This is a genomic window from Nocardia sp. NPDC056564 (assembly GCF_042793755.1).
Taxonomy (GTDB): Bacteria; Actinomycetota; Actinomycetes; order Mycobacteriales; family Mycobacteriaceae; genus Nocardia.
Genome location: NZ_JBHTUR010000041.1, coordinates 1 through 15,965, shown reverse-complemented (window position 1 = coordinate 15,965; position 15,965 = coordinate 1). Strand labels below are relative to the sequence as shown.

The following is a 15,965-nucleotide window of genomic DNA, read 5'->3' as shown; positions in this document are numbered from 1 at the left end:
GCGGCCGGAGGGGTACTCATGGGGCATGTCGAGCACAGTGCGACGTGTGCGGCGCCGGTGGACTTCGCGTTCACCTACGTCGCGGACTACCGGAACGTGCCGAAGTGGATGTTCGGCATCCGGCACTTCACCCCGGTGGGGGAGCAGACCTCCGGCGTCGGCGCGGTCTTCGACACCGCCCTGCACCTGGGCCCGACCACGCTGAAGCTGCGCGCGGACACGACCGAATGGATCGACGGTTCCCGGGTGACGATGCGCGCGATCAAGGGCATCGAAGGGACCATTCGCTGGGACTTCGAGGCGCTCGGCGCGGAACGGACGACGGTCAGCGCCACCGCCGACTATCGAGTCCCCGGCGGACTGGCCGGGCGCGCCCTCGACCGGATGATCCAGGCATTCATCGGACCGGCGATCCGGCACACCGAAAAACATCTGCGCGAAAAGATCGAAACCAGCTACCGGGAGGCGCTGGGCACCGACAGCTGAGGGCGTTCGGTCGCGTCACGTGGACTCCGCCGAGTTCGGCCTGTCCGGTCCCCTCATGCAGCAGCCCTTCGTCGGCTCGCTACTTCTCCTTCGTCAATGATGACGAGCTGCTGGGCGGAGCGCGGCCAGCGAGACGAACCGTGACGATGCGCGCGATCGAGGCGTCGAAGGGATTGCGCGCTGAGACGCGGCACTCGCGCGGGACGAATGCCGACACCTCGAGTCAGGGCGGCGATGTCATCCGCCGACGCGCCGAAAGTGCGTTGCCATGAGGGCCTTTTCCAGCTGCGCGCGGAAGCGTAGGACAACACCGGCAGGTCGCGGCGAGATCCGGCTCGAACGCGCGCGGGCCCGCGCCTGCCGATCGCATCAACCGGTCATCGGGCAGCACGCCCCCCTTGCGAACAGACCGACGTTCTGCGGCCGGATCGCGCGGCGCTGATTCACGTGGAACCGCTGATGCAGGCGATGAATTATCAAGCGCACCAACGTGGTTCGAGCCGATTTCGGCGTCGCCTGCATGTCTGCATCGACCGCAACGTTGGAGTCCGATGTGGCTGCGACGGTGCGTTTTCCACCGCGCGCGGCCGACCGGTCAAGACGAACAGGCCCGTGCGCAATGTTGCGTCACCTGCCGTCGCGGACCGCGAACGAACGAGATTCGCTGACTGTGTTGCCGGCGAGTGCCCGCTGGCGGACAGATTGTGTCTCGCCGGTGATCTGTGGTCCGCGGGCGAGGCCACCGTGCTGAAGCAGGAGTAAGCGAGCGTTTACGCCAGCAGCCATGTCGGTGATTGGTGGGCTGCGAGGGCTGCTCGATGCGATCGGCCGCGCGTCGGCATCAGCCCGCACGAGGTCCCCGTTGATCATCGGCACTTGACCGAATGGGGGCGATGATGCGGGGCTTATGCGTCGTGAGGACAGCGGTGTTCGGTGACCGTAAAGTTCGGCGCATGGCGTTCCAACTCGAGCTGCGGCCGACTCCACCGTTGCAGTTGACGCCGGAATGCTTGGTGCACACCGGAATCGCGCGATTGTTCGTCACCGGCATGCTGGTCCAAGGTTCCGGCGCCCCACCCGAGCAGTTCGGGTTCTTCATCCCCACCGCGACCCCGCTGCCCGCGGCGACACCCGAGCCGCGCCTACTGGCCGAGGCGTCGCTGATGACCGGCATCGCGACCTCGATCTCGGGCAACTTCCCGTTCGGCGTCGAACACGTCCAGGCCATGTTCCTGCCGGACCCGCGCGGCGGCACCGACCGCTGGCTCTATCTCAGCGGCGCGGCCCACATCGGTCGCGAGATCCGCCTCGGCTATCGGGTAACCGTCGTGACCGCCTAGGACTTTGCCCGCTTGCGCAGCGGCGCACCCCGGGGGCATGCGTCCCCAGCTCACCGTTCAGCCGGCGCCGCGGGCCTCGACCGGCACGCTGTCGTGGTCGGCGGTCGCCGCGGGCACGCGAGTGACGGTCACCCAGGTGTTGTTGACCGCGGAGTTGCCCGAGAACGTGTCGGTGAGCGAGGGGTCGTGCAGCAGATTGACGTTCGCGCCGGGCAGCGCGGCGGCTACGGTCCAGCCGACGCCGGGTTCGCGGTGGCCCCATCCGTGCGGAATGGCGACCGTGCCCACGCGGATGTCGTCGCTCACCTCGACGGGTACCACGATCGAGCCGGTGGGTGAGGTGACCGTGACGGGTTCGCCGTGGGTGAGCCCGCGGCCGGCCGCATCGTCGGGGTGCATGAGGACGGTGCAACGGTCACGGCCCTTCACCATCGCGGGGACGTTGTGCAGCCAGGAGTTGTTGCTGCGCAGGTGCCGTCGGCCGATGAGTTTGAGGTCGTAGCCGTCGGCCGGGGTGGTGAGCGCGCTGCCCGCGCGGGCGTCGTCGAGCACGGTGCGGGCGGCGGCGAGGAAGTCCGCGGGCGCCAGGTGCACCTTGCGGTCCTTCGTGCCGATCAGCGCACCCAACCTGGGCAGCAACGGACCCAGATCGATACCACCGGCCGAGGCCCGCGCCTTCGCCACCGTGAGTCCCTGACGTCCACGCCGCAGCACCCCGTACGGACCGCTGGCCACGCCTGCCGTCGCCAACCGCACCGGACTGAACTGCTCGAACAACGCGGTGAGCGCCCGCCCGGTGAACCTGCGCGCAGGCATCGGCACCATCTCGGTGATCAACCGCGCCATGATCTGCCAATCCTCGAGCCCGTCGGCCGGCGGGTCGAACACGCGCGCGTCGTAACGCAGGTTGTTGCGCACGCTGAACACCGGGAACAGGATGTTGACGTCGTCGCGTTCGAGCGGCGAGATCGGCGGCAGGATGATGTCGGCGTGCCGGGTCGTCTCGGTGATGTACATGTCCACGGCGACATAGAAATCCAGCGAATCCAACGCCGCGCCGAGCCGCCCGCGCTGCGGCGTGGACAGCACGGGGTTACCGGCGTAGGTGATCATCGCCCGGATCTGCCCGTCGCCCTCGGTCAGGATCTCATCGGCCAGCACCGCGACCGGCAACTCGGTGCGGAACGACTTGTAGACGCCGGAACGATCCGTCCACGCCCCGTAACCCATCGGCAGATACTTCGCGAATCGCGCCGCATCGATCGGCGGTGTCGCGAACATCTGCCCACCGGCGCGGTCCAGATTCCCGGTGACCGCGTTGATCGTGTTCACCAGCCAATGCGTGAGCGTGCCCGTCACCTGCTGACACACCCCGATCCGCGCGTAGAGCACCGCCGAGGGCGCCGCGGCATGAGCACGAGCCAGCCCGCGAATGGTATCGGCGTCGACGCCGGCGTGCGCCGCCATCTGCTCCGGCGCCGCCTCGGCCACCAGCTCCCGCAGCTGCTCCCACCCGCTGCACTGGGCGCGAATCGCCGTGTCGTCACACAGGTTCTCGGCCACCAGGACGTGCAGCATCGCCAGCAGCAGGTAGACGTCACCGCCCGGGCTCACCGCCACATGCTGATCGGCCAGCCGGGCCGTCTCGGTCCGGCGCGGATCGATGACCACCACCTGCCCGCCACGACCGCGCACATCCTTGATGCGCTGCTTGGCGTTGGGCATCGTGGTGATCGACCCGTTCGACACCGCGGGATTCGCGCCGAGGATTACCAGCCGATCGGTGCGATCGATATCGATCACCGGCATCAGCACATTCGAGCCGAACATCCGCCACGCCACGAACTCCTGCGGGAACTGATCGATCGACGACGCCGAGAAGAAGTTCCTGGTGAGCAGCACCGCACGCAGCAGCGCCGCGTAGATCACCGAGGAACTGTGCGCCGCCGGATTCCCCAGATACATGCCGATCGCACTGGGCCCGTACGCGCCGCGGACCGCCCGCAACCGCTGCCCGATCTCGGCGAACGCCTCGTCCCACCCGATCGGCTCGAACCCGTCACCGACCCGCCGCATCGGCGTACGCAACCGATCCGGATCGTGATGCAACCCGCCCATCGCGGTCGCCTTCGGGCAGATATACCCCCGCGACAGCACGTCATCCGGATTGCCCTCGATCCGCGTGACCCGCGCGTCCTCGACGGTGACCAGAATTCCGCAATGCGCCTCACACAACGTGCACTGCCGGGCAATAGTGGTAGCACTCATCGGTTTTCACCTTCTGCCGGTCCGCTTGCCCCAGGCTACCAAGCAAACCGTAGGTACCACTATGTTCACCGGAACGCGAGTCCGGGCTTACCGCGGGAGTTACCTACCCAACGCCGCCAGCACGCTGCGGGCCTGGTGGTCGGCGCCGAGCTGATTGGGGTGGAAGGGGACGGCTGGGCCGGGTGGGTTGCTCGACCATGGGACGAGGCCCTCGACCCAGCGGATGCCGGGAGGCTGGCAGCCGTCGTGGCCGCTGCTGGCGGAGTAGGTGTCGACCAGTTCCACGCCGGTCGCCTCGGCGACGCGGGCCAGCATCGCGTTGAGCTCGATCAGCTTGCGGCCCAGCCAGTCCGCGTCGATGTCGGAGATCGGGACCGTCGGGAAGCAGCCGCGGCCGGTGCCCACGCCCTCGAAGTAGTCCAGCAGCAGAATCCGGGCGCGCGGCGACCGGTCCCGGATTCCGTGGATCGAGGCGGTGACGTTCCGTTCGGCGGCGGCGATGTTCAGCGACATCTGATCCACGCCACCGACCACGAGACCGTCCACGCACGGAGCGGCCGACGCGTCCGCGGTCAGGCATCGTTGCACGACCGCGGCCAACCCCGCGTCGTTGCCGCCGATCTCCAGCGTCACCAGATCCGTCGACGGGGTGAGCCGATCGAACTGCGGGGGATTGACCCCCGACGGGGTGTGCTGCGGCCCAGTCAAGTTCTTCGTCATGGCGCCACCGCACGTCGCGTCCCGGAACACCGGAACCTGCAACGCGGCCGCCACCTGCTTGGCATAACTGCCCCGGCTCTGCGCGCAACCCAACGGCACGAAATCGTCGGTCGCCTGAATCAACGACGCGTCCGCGGCCCACGAATCACCCAGCGCCACATACTCACCGAACCCGGGCGCCGCCGACGCCACCGGCGAGGCACTCAACCCCACCACACCCACGACCGCACACGCGATCACAGCACGCGACGTCTTCACCATGCCTCCACCAGCCGACCAAGCTGGACGTACGACCAGCGCTGGTGAAACCTAACATCCACCCGCCGCCCACGCGAGCAACCCCGGTCACCGTCGCGCTATACGATGCAGCCCATGCCACACCGCCGCTCCCGCCTGGTGGCCCTGTTCGGAGCGCTCCTCCTCACCACGACCGGCTGCATCGGCGCCGTCGACCGCGCCGACTTCGACAAGATCGTGCAGGCCCGCGGCGGCGGACTCGTCTCCGACCTGCCGTCCACCGCCTTCGACACCCTGCGCAAACGCCTCGGCGTACCCGATATTCGCGCCGGCGTCATCATGCTCACCGCACCCGAAACCGGCACCACCAACTGGGGAATGCTCGCACAACCACCCCAGGTCACCCGTTTCGGCAACGACAACCGCGACCTCTTCACCCAGGATTGCGCGGTCCACCTGCGCATCCAGGTACCCACCAGCCCCGAACAACAAGACGACTACACCTACGCCAACCACACCCTGCACGGACCCAGACCGGTCCACGTCTCGGCCGCCGTGCACCCCGGCTCCGAAATGTTCGACGTCAGCGAGGTTTCCGGCCTGCTCCGGCTCGAGGAAGTCCTCGACACCGCGCTCACCCGCACCGCCGTGGCCGACGGGCACGTCTCAGCGGTGATCGTCAGCCGCATCGGCGACGAGGTGCGCATCTCCGTCAGCGTCACCGCACCGCGCACCACCATGGTCGCCGAATTCGACCGCACCGGAACGTTTCTGCGAATGGATCGAGTATGACCGAGGAGTACCGGTCCGACGCGCACTCACCGGACGACAACCACCCGCCACGCCCGGCCCGGAAGATCCTGGCTGTGCTGGGCGTGATCCTGTTCAGCACCGCGATACTCGGCACCGTGCTACCCGTCGCCATCTGGCCCGGCGAAGCGAAACTGACCGCACCGCTGTTCTGCGCCGCGCCCTACACCGAGCCGATCGTCGTCTCCGACACCTTCCACGACTCCGACGGGCAAAGCACCAACTTCTCGATGTACTGCGTCGGCGAGCGTGGGCAGTACACCGAAGTCGGGTTCCTGCGGCCGTGGCTGGCGTTGTGGGCGCTGCACAGCGCGATCGTGATCGCCCTGGTGATCATGGGCGGCCTATGGGGGCGATGGAAGCACACGCAGACCGGCGAACCCGAGCGACTTGGCGAATCTACCGAACTCTAGGTATTTGCTGGGCCGGTCAATTGCCGACGCGGATCCCGCCTGACCGATCACCGACAGGGCTACCGTAGGAGGGCAACCATTGATCTCTCTCAGGAGGCTCGTCCGATGACGAGGAAAGTAGCCGACTGCCGCAAGTTCCCCAGCGAAACGAACTGCACGCTCACCATCGCCGGCGAAGAAGACGAAGTGGTGCGAGCTGCCAGCGAGCACGCCGTCTCGGTGCACAAGCACGAGGACGGACCCGAGTTGCGTGAGCAGATCCGCCAATCACTAGAAGACGAGAAAGTCGCAACCTGATACGGGGGCCTGACTACCCCCATATCGTCACTGTGACGTTTTGTGGACGAGTTCCTGCACGGCATCACACCGGCAGGGGAGTCCGCCGCTGCGCCCAGGGGCCGCGCAGGCACAAGATCAACGGGACATGACGGTAGCAATACTCGCTGAATCCCGCAGCCATGTCCCGTTGATCTCCGAGCCGGATCACTCGCGCGCGAGCAGTCCGTCGTTTCGCGTTGTCGTTACCGTCGCGGGGACGACCGGGATCGGTTCGATCGCCGGGTTGTCCTGGAATCCCGGCAAGTGACGGTTCACCAGGGGGATCAACAACTGAATGAGCGGGCCGATGCCGAACGCGTAGACCAGCGTCCCGACCCCGACGCTGCCGCCGAGCACCCAGCCGATGGACAAGACCGTCACCTCGATCGACGTCCGCACCACCCACACCGACACGCCGGTCCGGCGAACCAGTCCAGTCATCAGTCCATCGCGCGGACCCGGACCCATCCCGGCACCGATGTAGAGCACCGTGGCGATCGCATTGAGCACCACGGCCGCACCCATCGCGCCGATCCGCGCCGCGATCATGTCCCAGGCCGGCAACAGCCACAGCCCGACATCCACCGACACCGCCAGGATCACCACATTGCTCACCGTGCCCAGACCCGGCCGCTGCCGCAACGGAATCCACGCCAGCAGCACCGCGATCCCGGTCAACGCCGTCACCGTGCCGAAGGTGAGCGGCACATGCCGCGCCACACCCTGATGGAACACATCCCACGGATCCAGCCCGAGCCCGGCCCGCACCATCACCGCCATCGACAACCCGTACAACCACAGCCCGACGTACAACGCAACCAGCCGACGTATCAACACCTGCCCAGCATGTCCGACAACTGGCATCGAGAGACAGAGCCAGTCCAAAGGAGCTGGCTCTACAACTGGCCCCAAAGGTGGACCCGACCCTGAGATCCGCGCCGCCGGAATCAGCACACCACCCATACCCATGACCGATGCGACATCGCCTGCGCCTGAACCACACTGGCAGACAACACGCACCGGCCGACAACGAGGGTAAGGATCACGATGGGCATCTTCCGCAAAACCACCGACCCGGACGAGCGACCCGCCGAGTCTGCCGACCAGAACACCGCCGAGGCCGAGAAGAACCGCAAGCTCCGCCGCAGACTCCTCGGCGGCTACTACGGAAACGGCGGAATCTAACCCAGACTGCCTGCCGTCCAACGTAATTCAAGGCCCACCGTCCTACCTTCAAAACGTCACTGTGACGTTTTGAAGGTAGGGCACGGACCTTAGGGGAGAAGCCCGAAGACCCCAATCCAGAACCCGCCCAAGACTTTCCGCCGAAATCAGCTTCCGGCAGGAAGATTTACATCAGCGCCAAACCTGACCAAGGGGAGATCGATAAACGATCCACGCCGTACAACAACCGGGATTCCATGAGCCCACGAAGGTGGAGGCCCGGGAGTCGAGCCGCCGGGACGCAAACGCGGCAAACACCGACGTATTCGACCGATGCCGACCTGATTATCCACGCCCGTTTCTACGCCGATAATCTACATTATGTCAACTTGAGGCGATCTGGGCATCCCCAAGGCTCAGAACTGGCGGTACATCACGTGCAGGCCCACCCGACCCAAGGCCGGATGCTCGAACGCTCCAGGGACAGTGCCGATTACGGAGAATCCCAGGCGCTGGTACAGCTCGACGGCCGTCCGATTGCTTTGGGCCACCGCGTTGAACTGCATCCCGGCGAACCCACGACGCTCCGCCCATGACAAGGCGTAGGTGCAAAGCTTCGTCCCCACGCCGCGCCCCCGTGCGTCGGCGGCGACCATGAAGCTCGCCGTCGCCACATGTGCTCCGGGCCCCGCCCGGTTGGGACCCATCTTCGCGGTCCCGAGCACCCGCCCACCCTCCACGGCGACCACCGTGCGCCCGGGCGGCCGCTCGACCCACACCCCTCGCGCCTCCCCCTCATCCATATCGGGGTCATAGGTGAAGGTCTCCTGCTGCCGCACCACCTCGTGGATGATCGCCCACATGTGCGGCCAGTCGGACTCCTCGGCCTGCCGAATCTCCATGGTGCGCACCATAGGCGGCGGCGTCCGTGCTTATCCAGCGATATACCGGGTGATCAGAGCCAGTTGCCGATGCGGACCTCGTGCGGATCCGGTGCGCCCTTCCCGGTTTCGACCAATTGCTTGAGGCTCAGCAGGTAGGTCGCCCACTTGGTGCTGCAATGGTGCATGAACTCGCCGGGCTCCTTCCATCCCTGGTGCTTGAACAGGATGATCGTGTAGCCGTCTTCGCGCTTCAGGTCCCAGACGACTTGGGTGCCGATCCATTCCTCGGGGCCGCCGATGACCTCCCACAGCACCCGTTCACCGGGCTGCGCGTCGGCCACCTTCATATCGAATCCCCCTGCGGTGAACCGGAACTCGATGACTCCCCCGGCGTCCGCGTCCCCCTTGGTGTCGCCGGCCCACCAGACGGCCAGCTTGTCGACCGAGGTCAGCGCCGCGTACACGTCGTCGACGGACTGCGACCTGACCCCGACCCGATGCAGAATATCTACCATTGTCGAATCTCTTCCCTACTGCTGTTTGCTGCGTTGAATTGCTTCGGCGATCCGCTTGATGCGCTGGAGCCTGGCGTCCCAGGTCGAGCCGACCGCGTTGAGTTGCGCTACCGCGCGGGCGAGTTGGACGTCGTCGACGCGGTAGCGCCGCTCCCGGCCCTCCGGCGATCCGTGTACCAGGCCGACCCGATCGAGGACGCCGAGATGGCGGGCGACGGCCTGCCGCGTGACGGGTAGCTGCTCGCTGAGGCTGGTCGCGGTGCCCTCACCGTCGGCCAGGAGCAGGTCGAGCATGCGACGCCGGGTCGGGTCGCCGATCGCGGACCACAGGTCGTCGTCGACGGCGCCGTTCATCGGCTGGCGACCAGGCGCACGGCGTACTCGCCCAGGCGCGGCAGATAGGCGTCCCAGCCGGAGACGTGGTCGTTGTACTGTTGCTCCAGAACGGCGATCTCCCAGCCCATTTCGCGGAATCCGGTCTCGGTCATCCGGACCGTGGTGCCGGCTCCGGAGGGGGCGAGTTCGAAGGTGACGAACAGTGAGTTGCCGACGGACGCGGCTTCGTCGGCCGGATGCGTCCAGCGAAAGGAGAACAGCCGGTGTGGCTCGGCATCGATCACGGTGATCGGGACGACGTCTCGGTCGTCCCCTGTGCCGAAGGTGAGGGTGCCGCTGGCGCCGGCGACCGGTGCGAGGTCGGCGTCGTCGGGCCACCACTCTTTGAGGTGGGCAGGGCTGCTGATCACCTCGTAGACCACCTCCGGGGTGGCTTCGACGTACATCGTGCGTTCGATCTGGCCGTGTTCCATGCTTGCTCCTCTGATTCGCAACAACTTGTTGCGCATGACGCTAACCGACGACTCCGCTACGCGCAACACTTTGTTGCACATCGTGTCGGCGGTGCCTAGCGACGATGTCCGACCGCGGAACCAGCGGTAGCAGGTAATTCGACGGCTACGGCCGTGATGATCGTTTATTCTCGGGAGGGGGCTCGGGAAGCCATTTTTGATCGGGTGGGCCACATGGAGATGGACCGGGTGGCGGCGACGCAGACCGCGTTGACGCGACTGGTTGTTGGATTCGACAGTGCATGGGAGGACGCGGCCGAGCCACCGGACCTGGCCGCGCACCTGCCGGTCGAGGGCGGGCTGCGCCGCACGGCGCTGATCGAGTTGATCAAGGTCGACCTGCACCATCGGTGGCAGCAGACCGAGCACGGCAAACGCCTGGCCGACTATCGCGCCCAATTCCCCGAGCTCGACGCCGCCCCGCTCCCGCCGGACCTCATCTACGAGGAGATCACCGCACGCACCCGCGGCGGCGACCCCGCACTCGACCTCAGCGAATACGAGCAGGACTTCGCCGCGCAGATGGCCCAACTGGCCACCCAGCTCGACACCGACATCCTGGCCGCCGAGAACTTCCGCACCACGCTGCTCTCGGACCCCACGGCCGTCAACGCGCTCGACACCATCGCGCCCGGCGCCACCATCGACGACTTCGACCTGCTCATCGCGCTCGGGCAAGGAGCTTTCGCGCGGGTCTTCCTCGCGCGGCAGCGGTCCATGCAACGACTTGTCGCAGTGAAGATCTCGCGCGACCGCGGAAGCGAGCCGCAGACGCTGGCCCAGCTCGACCACGAACACATCGTGCGGGTCTTCGATCAGCGGCAGATCGAAGAACAGCATCTCAAGCTGATGTACATGCAATATGTGCCGGGAGGCACGCTGCTCGGGGTGCTGCGGCTGGTGCGCAGTACCCCGGTCGCGCGCCGGACCGGGCAGTTGCTGCTCGACGCGGTCGACGCCTCGGTCACCTCCGGCGGCGTGCTCACCCCGCAACCGTCCGCCACCCGTGCCGAGTTGGCGCGCCTGAGCTGGTCCGAGGCCGTCGCCTGGCTCGGCAGCCGGCTCGCCACCGCCCTGGACTACGCGAACCGGGCCGGCGTGCTGCACCGCGACATCAAACCGGCCAACGTGCTGCTCACCGCGGACGGCCAACCCAAACTCGCCGACTTCAATATCAGCTTCAGCACGCACATCCCGGGTGCGAGCCCGGTCGCCTACTTCGGCGGTTCGCTGGCGTACATGTCCCCCGAGCAGCTCGAGGCCTGCCACCCCAACCTGGCCACGACCGCCGCCGACCTCGACACCCGCAGCGATCTCTACGCGCTCGCGGTCGTGCTGTGGGAGTTACTCACCGGGCGGCTGCCCTTCAGCGACGAGCTCGGCATCGGAGAGTCCGATACCTCACTCACCAGAATGATCGAACTGCGCCGCCGACCGATCGACGAGCGCGTACAGGCGAGCACACCGGCGGACTGCCCGCAGATTCTCCGGCACGCGCTGCTGACCTGCCTGTCCCCCGACCGCGACAACCGATACGCCACCGGCGCCGATCTGGCCAAGCACCTCGAACTCACCCTGGACCGGACCGCCCGCGACCTGGTCGACCCGCCGAAACGCAGCCTGCGCGGACGACTGCGGATGCGACCGATGCCGGTGGTGACGCTGTCCAGCGCGCTCGGGCAGATGCTCGGCGGCCTGTATCTCGCGGCACACAACACCAAACTGCTCGACCTCGAACTCGGACCCGACGGGCAGGCGCAGCTGACCAAGCTCGGGCTGATCGCCGCGGCCGTCGGATATCCGGTCGGCATCGCGATTCTGCTGTACTGGTGCCGGCTGGTGTTCCTCGTTCCCCACGGACTGCGGCAGGGCAAGCAGTACAGCGAGGAGACGTTGACCAAAGCGCGTGCGGACACCCTCGCGTGTAGCGATCGCATCGCGGCGGTGGCGTTCACCGGGTGGCTGCTGGCGTTGGTGGCGTTCCTGATCAAACTCAACGACATCGCGGACCTGTCCGCGGGACTGTTGTTCAACCTGATCTCCTCGCACCTGGTCGCGGCCGCGGTCGCGGTGGTGTACACCTACTTCCCGGTGACGTTCTTCGTGCTTCGCTGGTACTACCCGGGATTGGTGGCCGCGGGGCGCAACTCCCCCGCCGAATCGGCGCAACTGCGCCGGCTGGCTCGGCGTAGCCGGATCTATCTCGGGATCGCCGCCTCGGTACCGCTGTTCGGGGTGGCCGCGGGTGTGGCGTTCCTGAATCCCGAACAGCAGCAGACGGTGATCGCGTCGATCGTGGCGCTGTGCGTCTGCGGGTTGTTCGCGTTCCTCGGGGCACTGCGGGTGTTCTACACGCTCGAATCCGATCTGCATGCCCTCGATCGGATCGTCAACCCGCACGCTCGGCCGTGACCGGACGGTGCTGCGGCCGTTCCGGATTCAGGTTCCCGAGCAGCAGCTCGCGGATCTGCGCGCCCGGCTACGGGCAACCATTGTTCGTCGAGGATGTTCGGGGTTCTTTCGACTTGTGCGGTGAGGTGGTTGAGACCCTCCCCTGTCTTGTGCTGTTGTTCAGTACCGCCGGTTGCCTCGTTCGAAGGACAGTTAATAGCGTTTATATGCATATATACGCACGTCTAGGTACCACAATGTTGTTTTGCATTGTCTCTGAAGCCTCACGAGTACCCGAAGTTCTCGGTAGGCGTCGCCGCTATGGCCTGCCCACCGCACCTACTCGTCGGCCAGATATCAACGCACCCTACACAATCCACTCCCCTCCCCCTGTCGACAGCGCCCATCGCACTTGTGCCGCAGCCTAACCCGATCGCCACCGATTGCCTGTCCCCCAATTCGACCGCCGCACAAGATCACTGAACACGCATTCGCTGAACGCCGCTGCGGTGAACTAACCTTCAACCGGTGCTAGGACATTCTCATGCGACCAGTGGCGCTTTGGCCTGGTCGGGGGCAGCAGCGGCGCTGCCCGTCGCGATCTTGACCTACCCGACAATCCAAGGTGTATCAGGACATCTCGGCCCCGTCGACCTGCTCCTCGGAACATTCTTGACGGCCGGTGCGGCATTGTTGCCGGACGCCGACCATCCGGAAGGAACGATCGCGCATGTGCTCGGTCCGGTCTCGTACTACCTCTGCAAACTGATCTCGTGGATCTCCGGCGGCCACCGGCACGCCACCCACTCCTTCGCCTTCGTCGCCGCCGTCGCCTACGGCACGTGGGCGGGCGAGCATTGGATCGGACGCTGGTTCACCCTCGGGCTAGTCTTCTTCCTCCTGGCGCTCGCGGTACGGGCGCTTCACCTGTGCCCGCCGGGTGACGGGATCGAGGCATGGGGCACCATCGTGGTCCTGGCCGTCGCCGGCACCTTCGCCATGGACCACTGGATCTCCGACAAGCCCGTCTGGCTGCCGTTCTCCGTCGGCCTCGGCGCCCTCGTACACCTGCTCGGCGACTGCCTCACCGACCGCGGTTGCCGCCTGTTCTGGCCGTTCAAGCTCCGCACCCGGGTGCCGATCATCGATCGCACGGGGAACAAGCTCGAAACCTGGGTGCTGTCACCGCTGTTCGTGCTCGGCACCCTCGCGGTGCTGTGGTACTCGATCACACACCAGCCCTAGAACATCCACCGCTCTCCGCTTCCGCGCGGAACGCTCAGAATCCGCACTGACTCTTGCGATCCGCACTAGATCTCGGGAGCCGCACTGACTGTCTGGCGCTCTTCTCGGTGCGGATCCCGAGAGGGAGTGCGGATCTGGGTGTGCCGTTCCCTGCCTGCATGGGTGGCGTGCTGGCGGCCGAGGTCGATGAGGCGTAGGGACCTCGGGCGCCGCCGATGGCTCCGCCACACCGATCACGGCGCAGCGCGACATCGGCACCTTCTGGCCGTCGCTGAGGCGGCGATCGGGACGGTTTGCGTAGGCGTGCCGAGCACTCGTGCGGTCCCGACCGGCACAGCGTTTCGCAGGCGTGCGGGCTCTCGAGGCCACATCGACCGGCGTCACCGTCGATGAGGAGGCGAGGCGGTCGGCGGATTCCGGGTGCCGACGATGGGGTTCCGGTAACGGTCGCGATGATGATCGAGCGGCCGAGGGTGGAAGTCGGGACGAGGGTTTGCCGCGGGACGTACGGCGGTACACCGCTGGGCGTCGGATACCTCAGCGGTCCGAGGTTTCGGCGTCATCGAACAAGACGAACCAGCCCTATTCGCACTGCATCAGAGATGCCAGCGGCGCGTGAGCTGGACGACTCCCTCGCCCTCATGGCGGCGCCCTTCGCGAAGCTCGAAACCGGGCCCCCACAGCGGGTTAAGCACGACTCAGGGCGATTCTCGCGGCGGCGCTCCCTCCCCTGCTCTATGCAGTCTTTAGATAGAGACCACCGTATTTCTAGGGATTGAGGCTGAAAGGATTCACATGTTTAGATGCGCATATCTACGTAAGGCAATGTTTATTCGTGTATGCCAACCCGCTGCTCGAAACCTGGCTTCGAGTTCTGGATCTGCGTATCAGAAGCCTCAGTCGCTAACTCGGCACATCCCGGCCCTACTCCCCACCAGTCCTCGCATCGCCCACACCTCCCCTACCCCGCCGTTACGGCGAGACGTTCACCAACCCGGCGCTACGCTGAGTCGTGCGCACAACGACGATGAACCCGCGGCGCTGGACACCGCCGCCCGCTCCCCCTCGGGCGCGCCAAACCCGTAGTACGCCACCGCTTCCGGCCCTTGCCAGGCTCGATCTGCCGGGGACCGGACCGGAGGATGTGGCGCTCGGGCCGGATGGACGCCTGGTCGCCGGGATTGCCGATGGGCGAGTACTGAGCATCGATCCGGCCAACGGCGACGTGCGGGAGCTCGTGAATACGGGCGGACGCCCACTGGGCCTGCATGCCGACCCGGACGGCACCCTCTTGATCTGTGATTTCGAGCGCGGCCTGCTGCAATTGCGGCCGGACGGGATGCTGGAGGTGTTGGTCGACGAGGTCGACGGCGAGCCGCTTCCGTTCGCCAGCAACGTTGTTCGCGACGTCGACGGCACCATCTACTTCTCGTCCTCATCGAGCCGCTATTCGCTGACCGAGTACATGGGCGACATACTCGAGCATTCCAGCACCGGCCGGCTGTTCCGTCGCGATCCGTCCGGCAAGGTCGAAACGTTGCTCGACGGACTGGATTTCGCGAACGGGGTGGTACTTGCCCCGGACCGATCGTGCGTGGTCGTCGCCGAGACCGGCGGCTACCGGGTTTCGCGTTACTGGCTGTCGGGGCCGAAGGCAGGCACCCGCGACGTTCTCATCGAGAACCTCCCTGGCTTCCCCGACAATATGAGCCTAGGCAGCGACGGTCTGGTCTGGATCACCTTGCCGACCTCACGAAACCCGTTGCTGGACCGCCTCCTTCCGCTACCCGGCATGCTGCGGCGCGTGGTGTGGGCACTACCCGAGTGGATGCGCCCGAAGCCGGCGCGGACGATCTGGGTGATGGGGGTGGACTTCGCGGGCAATGTGGTGCACGACTTGCAGAGCGAGGGAACGAACTTCGCGATGGTCACCGGCGTGGCGGAGCAGGACGGCGTGCTGTACCTCGGCAGTCTCACCGAGTCCGCCGTCGGAGTGACGCGAGTGCCCCAGTCGTCCTGAGATCGCCCGTATGCGATGGGTGATGCGGACATTGGTCGGTCGCCTACCCTAGCGCGTCCAGCAGTTGTAGCGCGTCCAGCAGTTGTAGCGCGTCCAGCAGTTGTAGCGCGTCCAGCAGTTGTAGCGCGTCCAGCAGTTGTAGCGCGTCCAGCAGTTGTAGCGCGTCCAGCAGTTGTAGCGCGTCCAGCAGTTGTAGCGCGTCCAGCAGTTGTAGCGCGTCCAGCAGTTGTAGCGCGTCCAGCAGTTGTAGCGCGTCCAGCAGTTGTAGCGCGTCCAGCAGTTGTAGCGCGTCCAGCAGTTGTAGCG

The 15,965-nt window shown here is 66.3% G+C and carries 17 protein-coding genes; 9 read left to right on the top strand and 8 right to left on the bottom strand.

All coding sequences use genetic code 11. From position 1 onward, the window contains the following. The first annotated feature begins 18 nt into the window (after window positions 1-18). Both ACFQ9K_RS44990 and ACFQ9K_RS44985 read left to right on the top strand, forming a co-directional pair. On the top strand, window positions 19-486 hold the full coding sequence (locus tag ACFQ9K_RS44990; protein WP_378721770.1) for an SRPBCC family protein: 468 nt from the start codon (window positions 19-21) through the stop codon (window positions 484-486). A 953-nt stretch (window positions 487-1,439) separates the two neighbouring features. Continuing rightward, a complete protein-coding gene (locus ACFQ9K_RS44985) occupies window positions 1,440-1,826 on the top strand; it encodes a hypothetical protein (RefSeq protein ID WP_378721771.1) in 387 nt (128 codons plus the stop codon). Between the two features lie 57 nt (window positions 1,827-1,883). Here ACFQ9K_RS44985 and ACFQ9K_RS44980 read toward each other — a convergent pair whose 3' ends face one another. Together ACFQ9K_RS44980 and ACFQ9K_RS44975 are read right to left on the bottom strand one after the other, a co-directional pair. After that, window positions 1,884-4,094: a molybdopterin oxidoreductase family protein gene (locus tag ACFQ9K_RS44980; protein ID WP_378721772.1), complete on the bottom strand. Its 2,211-nt coding sequence runs from the start codon at window positions 4,092-4,094 to the stop codon at window positions 1,884-1,886. A gap of 99 nt (window positions 4,095-4,193) precedes the next feature. Beyond that, window positions 4,194-5,075: an SGNH/GDSL hydrolase family protein gene (locus ACFQ9K_RS44975; RefSeq protein WP_378721773.1), complete on the bottom strand. Its 882-nt coding sequence runs from the start codon at window positions 5,073-5,075 to the stop codon at window positions 4,194-4,196. Between the two features lie 111 nt (window positions 5,076-5,186). Here ACFQ9K_RS44975 and ACFQ9K_RS44970 point away from each other — a divergent pair, with 111 nt between their 5' ends. The 3 genes from ACFQ9K_RS44970 to ACFQ9K_RS44960 all read left to right on the top strand — a co-directional run bounded on the left by ACFQ9K_RS44970 (window position 5,187) and on the right by ACFQ9K_RS44960 (window position 6,571). Next, complete coding sequence (locus tag ACFQ9K_RS44970; RefSeq protein ID WP_378721774.1) at window positions 5,187-5,843, top strand: hypothetical protein; 657 nt, start codon at window positions 5,187-5,189, stop codon at window positions 5,841-5,843. After that, window positions 5,840-6,274 (top strand): hypothetical protein, encoded by a 435-nt coding sequence (locus ACFQ9K_RS44965; protein WP_378721775.1) that lies wholly within the window; start codon window positions 5,840-5,842, stop codon window positions 6,272-6,274. Before ACFQ9K_RS44970 ends, ACFQ9K_RS44965 begins: the two co-directional genes overlap by 4 nt. Window positions 6,275-6,379: 105 nt before the next feature. Beyond that, window positions 6,380-6,571 (top strand): DUF1059 domain-containing protein, encoded by a 192-nt coding sequence (locus ACFQ9K_RS44960; protein ID WP_378721777.1) that lies wholly within the window; start codon window positions 6,380-6,382, stop codon window positions 6,569-6,571. A 186-nt stretch (window positions 6,572-6,757) separates the two neighbouring features. Here ACFQ9K_RS44960 and ACFQ9K_RS44955 read toward each other — a convergent pair whose 3' ends face one another. Next, on the bottom strand, window positions 6,758-7,429 hold the full coding sequence (locus ACFQ9K_RS44955; protein WP_378721778.1) for a YitT family protein: 672 nt from the start codon (window positions 7,427-7,429) through the stop codon (window positions 6,758-6,760). A gap of 210 nt (window positions 7,430-7,639) precedes the next feature. On the opposite strand from ACFQ9K_RS44955, the gene ACFQ9K_RS44950 reads away from it, so the two are divergent. Continuing rightward, window positions 7,640-7,777 carry a hypothetical protein gene (locus ACFQ9K_RS44950; RefSeq protein ID WP_378721779.1) on the top strand — a complete coding sequence of 46 codons (138 nt, stop codon included), beginning with the start codon at window positions 7,640-7,642 and terminating at the stop codon, window positions 7,775-7,777. 395 nt (window positions 7,778-8,172) lie between these two features. Here the strand turns inward: ACFQ9K_RS44950 and ACFQ9K_RS44945 are convergent, their stop codons facing one another. Genes ACFQ9K_RS44945 through ACFQ9K_RS44930 form a run of 4 tightly spaced genes read right to left on the bottom strand, consistent with a single transcriptional unit; the run spans window position 8,173 to window position 9,964 of the window. Then, a complete protein-coding gene (locus ACFQ9K_RS44945) occupies window positions 8,173-8,658 on the bottom strand; it encodes a GNAT family N-acetyltransferase (protein WP_378721780.1) in 486 nt (161 codons plus the stop codon). Window positions 8,659-8,711: 53 nt separating this feature from the next. Beyond that, window positions 8,712-9,155 carry an SRPBCC domain-containing protein gene (locus ACFQ9K_RS44940; RefSeq protein WP_378721781.1) on the bottom strand — a complete coding sequence of 148 codons (444 nt, stop codon included), beginning with the start codon at window positions 9,153-9,155 and terminating at the stop codon, window positions 8,712-8,714. 15 nt (window positions 9,156-9,170) lie between these two features. After that, window positions 9,171-9,509 (bottom strand): ArsR/SmtB family transcription factor, encoded by a 339-nt coding sequence (locus tag ACFQ9K_RS44935; RefSeq protein WP_378721782.1) that lies wholly within the window; start codon window positions 9,507-9,509, stop codon window positions 9,171-9,173. Then, entirely contained in the window at window positions 9,506-9,964 is a 459-nt protein-coding gene (locus ACFQ9K_RS44930; RefSeq protein ID WP_378721783.1) for an SRPBCC domain-containing protein, read from the bottom strand. The genes ACFQ9K_RS44935 and ACFQ9K_RS44930 overlap by 4 nt, the downstream gene beginning before the upstream one ends. A gap of 213 nt (window positions 9,965-10,177) precedes the next feature. Here ACFQ9K_RS44930 and ACFQ9K_RS44925 point away from each other — a divergent pair, with 213 nt between their 5' ends. From ACFQ9K_RS44925 to ACFQ9K_RS44915, 3 genes are all read left to right on the top strand, one after another. Next, a complete protein-coding gene (locus ACFQ9K_RS44925) occupies window positions 10,178-12,415 on the top strand; it encodes a serine/threonine-protein kinase (protein ID WP_378721784.1) in 2,238 nt (745 codons plus the stop codon). Window positions 12,416-12,922: 507 nt separating this feature from the next. Further along, a complete protein-coding gene (locus ACFQ9K_RS44920) occupies window positions 12,923-13,639 on the top strand; it encodes a metal-dependent hydrolase (protein ID WP_378721785.1) in 717 nt (238 codons plus the stop codon). Between the two features lie 1,012 nt (window positions 13,640-14,651). Next, the gene (locus ACFQ9K_RS44915) at window positions 14,652-15,659 is read left to right on the top strand and encodes an SMP-30/gluconolactonase/LRE family protein (protein ID WP_378721786.1); all 1,008 of its coding nucleotides are present in this window, start codon (window positions 14,652-14,654) and stop codon (window positions 15,657-15,659) included. Window positions 15,660-15,702: 43 nt separating this feature from the next. Here ACFQ9K_RS44915 and ACFQ9K_RS44910 read toward each other — a convergent pair. Further along, window positions 15,703-15,965: hypothetical protein (locus tag ACFQ9K_RS44910; protein WP_378984571.1), on the bottom strand; the 263-nt coding region annotated here is incomplete at its 5' end.